Genomic DNA, 7,579 nt, shown 5'->3' on the forward strand with positions numbered 1-7,579 from the left:
CCTCGCGATGGACACCTTTGCCTTCGGCTCGTGGTTCCGACTACTACGGCCCACAGCGGATTTTCACCGCCTAGTTAGCGCCCATGCCGGGCGCACAACGAGAGAGCCTGGGCCCTGAGTGCCCGGGCTCTTTCTGCGCAAATATTAGATTAAATGACTGAAGGTTGAAAGATAGAGAACAGCTAGAAACCTTGGTGTGACAGGGATACCACCCATTATAAGATGATCGTCGCATGCTGGCCGCCTTACCGTTCGCCAAATTTGGTCTGGAACGCTGTGGGAAGGACCGGGAAAAGCCAAAGCCCTGTCTTTTCCCTCGCTTTGAGCCGTAATCTCGCTGTCGTTTTGTCATCAACATAGCCGAAACGTGCGCCAACAGGCAACTGGCTCCGCTTAACACTGATAGACAAATAATCCAAATGCAGGATTATCCGCCTATCAGCGTTAATGCTCACCAGTTAACCGCCTGTAGGCACACTCTTGTCAACGGCTGAGACCAAATTTGACTCACTTACGGCTACATGAGATGTATCCAATTAAACCGGCAGAGCGTTGCCACTCCAGCGATGTCACCACACATTTAGTAAGCTTCAACCACCGTAACTGGAGGCAGCCGGAGATGCAGGCGGTCCCCACAGCGCCGGAATCTCTGGCAGCCGCAGGTGGTTGTTGATGACTAGTCTTATGGTGATAAACCTTACCAACTGAGGACTGGAGCGTGTTCGTAAACTTTCAACCTTTAAATAAATAAAAACTTGTAATGTGAGTGTTTGACAAATAAGCCAAGGAAAAAGTTGGCAAAGCCTGAATTTGTAACCATTTCATCATCAGATTCTAATGAATATCGGGTAAAATTGGAGAATTATAATGCACGCCGTGAGTGTGAGAGAGAAAGGATTCACAGGTTTGAAAAATTCAGAGGTATCGACGGGTAACGTCATCAAGGGTATTTTCTGGGCCACCATCGCTTCAGGAATGTTTGGGGTCTCCGGAACCGTTTTACAGTTTATTTCACAAGGGCAATCCATTCCCGTTGGCTGGTTTCTATCGGCGCGGACGATGGGGGCTGGGGTTATCTTACTGGCCATCAGTCTGGTGCTTTATGGCAAGAAAACGTTTACCGTTTTTCGTAGCTGGCGAGAGATTGCGTGGTTAGTCGCCTACGCGCTCATCGGCTTGGGGGCCAACCTGTTGACCTTTTACATTGCGGTGCAGACGGGGAATGCCGCTGGGGCAACGATCTTGCAGTACTTGAGCCCCTTATTCATTGTACTGGGCAGTCTACTCTTTAAGCATCAACGACCGCTACGAAGCGACGTGATTGCCTTCGTCGTGGCGATGGTCGGGGTCTTCTTGGCCATTACACGTGGGGACTTTTCACAGTTGGCTTTACCGCTAAACTCGATTCTATGGGGAATTGGGTCCGGAATTACGGCGGCTTGTTACGTGGTTTTACCCCGGAATCTGGTCCGCGATGGCGGTCACGCGCCAATCACCGTTTTAGGGTGGGGAACGTTCATTGCTGGGATTGTTTTTAATATTCACCAACCGGTCTGGGTGAACACGCCACCGCTGACTGGCACCTTATTGGCCTCAATGGCCACGGTGATTATCTTCGGGACGATTCTGCCCTTCTCACTGTTGCTGTACAGCTCCCATTTCGCACCGTCCGACGTTATCAGTATCGTGGATGCCGTTCAGCCGGTGGTGACGTTTGTTTTATCCATTATTTTCCTCAGTTTGGCGATCTCGACGGCCGAGGTAGTTGGGTCTATTTTGGTCATCGTGGCCATTTATTTACTACAACGGGGTCGACGAAACGTGGAAAAAGGGTTTTAATGGGGAATGAGGAAGTGACTGAGAAATGACGACTTTCGATTGGGTTCGCCACGGGCAAACGCAGGCCAACGTGGATCAAATTATGCAGGGACAATTGGACACGACGGTCACTCACTTGACGGTACGCGGGCTACAACAGGCTGAGCACTTGGCACAGTGGTTGCACGGCCAGCGCTACGATCAGTTGGTCAGCAGTCCCTTACACCGGACGCGGCAGACGACGGCGGCCCTGACGACCATGCTGAGCTTGACGCCATCATTCGATGCGCGGTTGATGGAGGCTTCCTATGGGGATTGGACGGGCAAGAGCCAGCCGACGGTTAGTGAACAACGGCCGCAAGACTTCGACGCCGTGACGGGGGAAGCCCTGCCCGATGTCTTAGCGACAGTGGGGGGCGAGTCCTATCGCGACATTCAACGACGTGTCGGTCAATGGTTGGCCGAACAGGTCGTGGACCATCCCAACGACCATCTCTTGGTGGTCAGTCATGGCTTAACGATTAAAGCCACGGCCCTACTGATGTTAGGGGCACCAGCGACCACGGCGTTGCCGGAGCCCACGAATACCAGTGTGACGCGGATGGTGATTGATCCAGCCGCGGGCCACCGCTACCTGCCGTTTTACGGGGTTAGCCCGCAGTTATAAAGCTAACCGTGGGGCAAGATGACCTCAGGCTGGTCGTGGTCATCGGTCACCGAACAGAAAATGTCGATAAAAAAATAACCTCGCCAATTGGCGGGGTTATTTTTAGGTTGAGACAGCCGGTTACTTCTTGAGGTTATCTTCCACGTAAGAACGAACTTCATCGTCGGACTTAGCGTCGATTTCCTTCATTGAAGCTTCAGTTTCATCGGTGTTGTGACCATTGGATTCCATGAAGTGATCCCACAGAGCATCCCGTACTGGGAGCTTTTGATCGGACCAATCGAATACTTCGCTCATTTTTTCATCCAATAAAGCAGTCTTTTCTACAACAGCCATAACCATTACCTCCAAAAAGATATTGGGGTCAGTGGATCTGTGATTGGCATGGGTACCACCGGCTTCAATACTTATGGTAGTCCTTTGACGCACAAATGGTAAATATTTTGTCTAGCGTATTTGAAAGTGCGAGAAATAGAGTTTGGCCAGCTCACCGGAATGCTGGTGTAGCCGTTTTTTGACGTCGATATCGGAAAGTAGGGACAATTAATGAATTATCGCTGATTTCGCAGAACCGACTGTAAACATCGTGGAGACTGTGCGAGATATGGCGGATAGATGGCCAGTTCTTTTGAGCCGCTTGCGCATCCGAGTCGTTTACCGGGGGTGTACTGGACCGTTAGTCGAAGTCAATCCGGATGTCTAGAATCCAGTTTTCTAATTGCCGGTTGGAATTAATCGCGTCAGGATTGTCCACAAGAAAGTGGTTGACATCGACAACGGTTCCGGCGAATGGCGTCTTAAAGTTTTGAACGGCCTTGTCGCTTTCCACCTCAAGAATGTCTTCATCCTGATCGAGAACGTCGTCGGGGGCCACGATGAGGTCGGCAAAGCTAACCTTACCGAGCTGCTGGATGGCGTCGCTGGTCAGGCCCAGACGGTAGATACTATGGCGCTGCTCCCACCACACGCCGTTTAGCGTGGTGACCTTGGGTTCAACGGGTTTACGACGAAAAAAACTTTTAAATATTTGCCAAATTGATGGCTTGGCTTCTTCAGACATGATAAATTTCCTCCCTTAAGGTGGTTACCGCTTTAGTATACCCTTAAGCTGTAACCGCTGACAATATCTAGGCGACAAGTTGTTGTGGACTAGGCGGTATGCTACACTAAAATCAAAAATAAGGGCGAGCGTTGGAACCCGATTTAATCGGCATCGTTGGGCCTTGTGGCTCATTGTCGCAGGGCAGGTCCAACCTCGTCAGCGCACAAGTAAGGAGGCTTACCATGTTTCTCATTGATACGAATCGGCAGGGTCAGGTGGTGACCGATGCCATAGTGAATCAGTCGATTGATAACTACTTGGTCAACGACTTGAAGTTGCCTGGACATGGCCTGATGATGTACGTGAACCGACCGGCGGTGATCGTCGGCATCAACCAAAATGTGACGGCCGAGGTGGATTTTCACTACCTTGCCCAGCATGATGTGCAATTGGTCCGGCGAACGTCCGGTGGGGGCGCGGTGTACCATGACGAGCGCAACCTGATCTTCGAACATATTATCAACGGTGACCCGCAAGATGGGTCGCAGTTTGGCGACTATACGGTGTTCGCCAATCCCGTGCTCAAGGCGTTGGCGGCCATGGGCGTCCCCAACTTGGCCATCAGTCAAAAGAGTAATCTCGTGGTGGCCGGCAAGAAGTTTTCGGGAATGACCATGTTTAAGAATGGCGATGGCTATGCGGCCGGGGGCACCATCATGTACGATCTTAACGTTGACGCGGCCCATCAGGCCTTGATTCCCGTCAGTGCGCGGCCACACCGCGGCGTGGCTTCCAATCGGGTGCCGATTACGAATCTGCGGCAGTACCTGGCCCCTGAATATCAAAATCTGGATATTCAAGCCTTTAAGACGGCCTTGCTCTGTCATATCTTTGAGGTCAACAATTTGGACGAGGTGGAAACGTATCATTTATCCGCGCATGACTGGGAGATTATCGATCAACGTTTGGCGGAAAAGTACGCGACGGATGCCTGGAATTACGGTGCCAACCCGGGCTTTCGCGATTATCGGCGGGTGACACTCCCGACCGGTCAGCTCCACGTGAATTTCACCCGGCGGGCCGAACAGTTGCGGGCAATCACGTTGTTTGGCACGGTGGGAACGCCAGCGGATCTCCACGCAATCGCCGATCAGTTGGCAGGACAACCGACCACTGTGGCGGCGATCCAAGCCATTTTACAACGGCCAGAAGTCGTGGCCGTTCTCGGTCCAGCGGCCGTGGCACCGCTGACCGAAATCTTAACAGAGAAGGTCTAACATGAAAGCAAAGTACGAGGTTAACCAATATGTCGGGGTGCCCGTGGCCGCAAATGCCGCCGGTAAGTATGAGATCAAACGCGAACCCGATGGCGACTTCAAGCTACATTCGTGGCGCACCGGTCGACACAGTAAGGGGAAGTACCGCGGCGTCGGGCAAATCTTTCTGACTGAAAACAAGTTGAAGGTGGCGGTGGTCGCGGCCTATCCCATTCCCTATAAGGAGCGCCACGCCTATACGCCAATGGCACGGTTGACCAGTGAGTTCGTCGATGACGATGTCTTACAGGTAGCCCAACAGCGAATTGAGGCACAGAAGTAACCGGAACTACCGCTAAATTTTAATTTAAATTGCGTTAGGGCGAAAAGCCAGGGAATCGAAACTTCTTGTTTCGATCCCCTGGCTTTTTGAAGGCATCTGAAAGCTACTAACCCGCAGAAGGTGGTGGATTTATCAGACTGAAGGTCATTAAAGGCATCGCCAAGCCTCACCTGTGGCTGTCTCTTCCCCCCCAGTCTTTAAGAGGGGGAGTCACGATCATTTCACGAAGTAGGCGCTTTTGAAGTTCGACTGCGTCCCCACGGTATTGTAGATGACGCCGTTAAGCTTGGAATTGACCAGGTAGGTGCTGGCCGGCTGAACGAGTGGGGTGACGCCCTGATCTCTCATGAGCATCCCCTCGGCAGCCAGCAAGTTTTTCCAGCGTCTCGAGTTGAAGGACGGTGCGTTGCTGGCCTCATCAATCAGCTTGTCGTAGGCCTGGTTGGACCAATGACCAATGTTAGCGGTGTTGCTGCTGGTGAACAGGGAAAGCATGGCTAACGGGTCCGCGTACTGGGCGCGCTGGGTAGTGAGGGTTAAGTCAGAATTAACCGGGGCAGCCAGCTTGTTAATCGTCTGCTCGCGTTTCTTCAAGACAACCGTCAGACCCGGGAGCTTGTCTTGTAATTGACGACGTAACGTCCGCGCCGCACTCCCGCTATTGGTGCCATCTAGATAGCTCAGGGTCAACGTCACGTGGGTGAGGTCCGCGCGCTGCTGGGCGGTCTGCCACTCTTGGCGCGCCAACTTAGGATGATAGGCTAGAGCGGCCTGTTCCGGCTGTGCGGCCGCGAAGTCTGCCGTGCCCTTGAGTCCTCGGCTGAGTCCAGCGGGCACCACACCCTGAGCGGCTAGCGAGGTGTCTCCGTAGGCTTGTTTGACGAGCGCTTTTCGATTGATGGCGTGGGAAATGGCCAAACGCGCAATTTTTTGGCGCAGCAGGCGATTAATGGCGCTGCTGGAACCAGTTTGGCGGTAGTTTAGGAGAACCATCTTGGAATACGGCCGGGCCGTGTAGTCGGCCTTTTTCTCGAAGTATTTGGTGTCCGCCTTTCCCAGAAGACGTATTTCGTCCAGATCGCCATGATCGTAAGCATCCCACGCCGCATCGATTGACCGGTAAGTCTCCACGTTGATACGACTGAGGTAGACGTGCTTACGGTCCCAGTAGTGGGGGTTGGGAACCATGTGCCACCGATCGGGCGTGCTATTCCGCGGGTCGACCATGAAGGGCCCCGCGTAGACTTGGTAACGCGGTTTAGTGGCGTACAGCCGGCCATATTTCTTAGCGATCCGCCGATTTTGGGGGCCAAATAACGGGTAGGCCAATTTCTGAGGCAGCTCCGCCATGGGGTGTTCTAGGTGGACGACCAGCTTGAATCGGCTAGGGGCACTCACGCCTAGCTGATTGGCGGGTAACTTGCCGTCTAAGATCTTTCGGGCGTTTTGAAAACCATCGAAAAGGTCGGCCTCGGGGGCCTTGGTCGTAGGTGCGAGCGCTCGTCGCCAGGAAAAGACGAAGTCCGGTGCCGTGATGACGTCACCGTTGCTCCAATAGGAATCCTTCCAAAGGGTGAAGGTGTAGGTCGTCCGCGCCGCATTGACCTTGACACTCTTGGCCAAGGCGAGCTCGGGATTACGGTCGCCGTTGGCCTGATAGAGGCCTTCAATAGTGTTGTTTAGCCGGCCAAATTGTGTCAGTTTATCCGTATCCAACGTCGTTAGAGGCCGATGCGAAGCCAACGTTAACACTTGATTCTTCGTCATGACCCCTTTGCTGTCGCTGGGTGTGTCCGTCTCATGGCTGATGGTGCAGCCACTGAGTGCGCTACAAAATATTAAGATAATCAGAATTCCCCAACGTTTCAAGTGACTTCCTCCGAACTGGCCTGTCTGTCGTTATTGTTGTAAACGGTAAAATTGACGCAAAGAACTAATCGAGTAGAGCCTCAAATTTGCTGGAATAGTGGAAACAAAAGCGCCGTGATCTAAAGATTGAAAGTTCACGAACACACGCCAGTTCCCAGCTAGCAAGGTTTATCGCCATTAAATTAGTCATCAACAACCACCTGCGGCTGCCAGAGATTCCGGCGCTGTGGGGACCACCTGCGGCCTGAGAAGCGGTCCTCCGGCTCGGTTTGAAGCCTGACCAAAATCGTCAGTCTCCAAACACGTCCCGCGCTGTAAGCTGTTGCACAGCTAACACCGCTGTCACGGCTACCTACATCTCTGCCTGCCTCCGGTTACGATGGTTGAAAGCCACTAAACGTGTGGTGACATCGCTGGAATGGCAACGTCCGGTCAGTTTAATTGGTTACATCTCATGTAGCCGTGAGTGAGTCAAATTTGGTCTTAGCCGTGGGATTTACCAAGCGATTTTTCTTGGTAAATGGCGTCTTTGAGACGCGGGCTGACGGCTCAAAGCGAGGGAAAAGACAGCACTTTGGCTTTTC

At 52.7% G+C, this 7,579-nt stretch carries 7 protein-coding genes; 4 read left to right on the forward strand and 3 right to left on the reverse strand.

Annotation, left to right across the window (positions count from 1 at the left end):
- Positions 1-867: 867 nt before the first annotated feature.
- Together HEQ50_RS12190 and HEQ50_RS12195 are read left to right on the forward strand one after the other, a co-directional pair.
- Positions 868-1,839 (forward strand): DMT family transporter, encoded by a 972-nt coding sequence (locus HEQ50_RS12190; protein WP_168900770.1) that lies wholly within the window; start codon positions 868-870, stop codon positions 1,837-1,839.
- A 25-nt stretch (positions 1,840-1,864) separates the two neighbouring features.
- Positions 1,865-2,485, forward strand: coding sequence for a histidine phosphatase family protein (locus tag HEQ50_RS12195; protein ID WP_168900771.1), 621 nt, complete (start codon positions 1,865-1,867; stop codon positions 2,483-2,485).
- Between the two features lie 120 nt (positions 2,486-2,605).
- Here the strand turns inward: HEQ50_RS12195 and HEQ50_RS12200 are convergent, their stop codons facing one another.
- Both HEQ50_RS12200 and HEQ50_RS12205 read right to left on the reverse strand, forming a co-directional pair.
- Positions 2,606-2,821: a hypothetical protein gene (locus tag HEQ50_RS12200; protein ID WP_168900772.1), complete on the reverse strand. Its 216-nt coding sequence runs from the start codon at positions 2,819-2,821 to the stop codon at positions 2,606-2,608.
- A gap of 340 nt (positions 2,822-3,161) precedes the next feature.
- Positions 3,162-3,545 carry a glycine cleavage system protein H gene (locus tag HEQ50_RS12205; RefSeq protein WP_168900773.1) on the reverse strand — a complete coding sequence of 128 codons (384 nt, stop codon included), beginning with the start codon at positions 3,543-3,545 and terminating at the stop codon, positions 3,162-3,164.
- A gap of 224 nt (positions 3,546-3,769) precedes the next feature.
- Here HEQ50_RS12205 and HEQ50_RS12210 point away from each other — a divergent pair, with 224 nt between their 5' ends.
- Together HEQ50_RS12210 and HEQ50_RS12215 are read left to right on the forward strand one after the other, a co-directional pair.
- Positions 3,770-4,804 carry a lipoate--protein ligase gene (locus HEQ50_RS12210; RefSeq protein ID WP_168900774.1) on the forward strand — a complete coding sequence of 345 codons (1,035 nt, stop codon included), beginning with the start codon at positions 3,770-3,772 and terminating at the stop codon, positions 4,802-4,804.
- A 1-nt stretch (position 4,805) separates the two neighbouring features.
- Positions 4,806-5,126 carry a hypothetical protein gene (locus tag HEQ50_RS12215; RefSeq protein WP_168900775.1) on the forward strand — a complete coding sequence of 107 codons (321 nt, stop codon included), beginning with the start codon at positions 4,806-4,808 and terminating at the stop codon, positions 5,124-5,126.
- Between the two features lie 216 nt (positions 5,127-5,342).
- On the opposite strand, the gene HEQ50_RS12220 is transcribed toward HEQ50_RS12215, so the two are convergent.
- Positions 5,343-6,995: a peptide ABC transporter substrate-binding protein gene (locus HEQ50_RS12220; protein WP_232842755.1), complete on the reverse strand. Its 1,653-nt coding sequence runs from the start codon at positions 6,993-6,995 to the stop codon at positions 5,343-5,345.
- Positions 6,996-7,579 lie beyond the last annotated feature (584 nt).

This window comes from Lactobacillus sp. HBUAS51381 (assembly GCF_012641095.1).
Classification (GTDB): Bacteria; Bacillota; Bacilli; order Lactobacillales; family Lactobacillaceae; genus Levilactobacillus.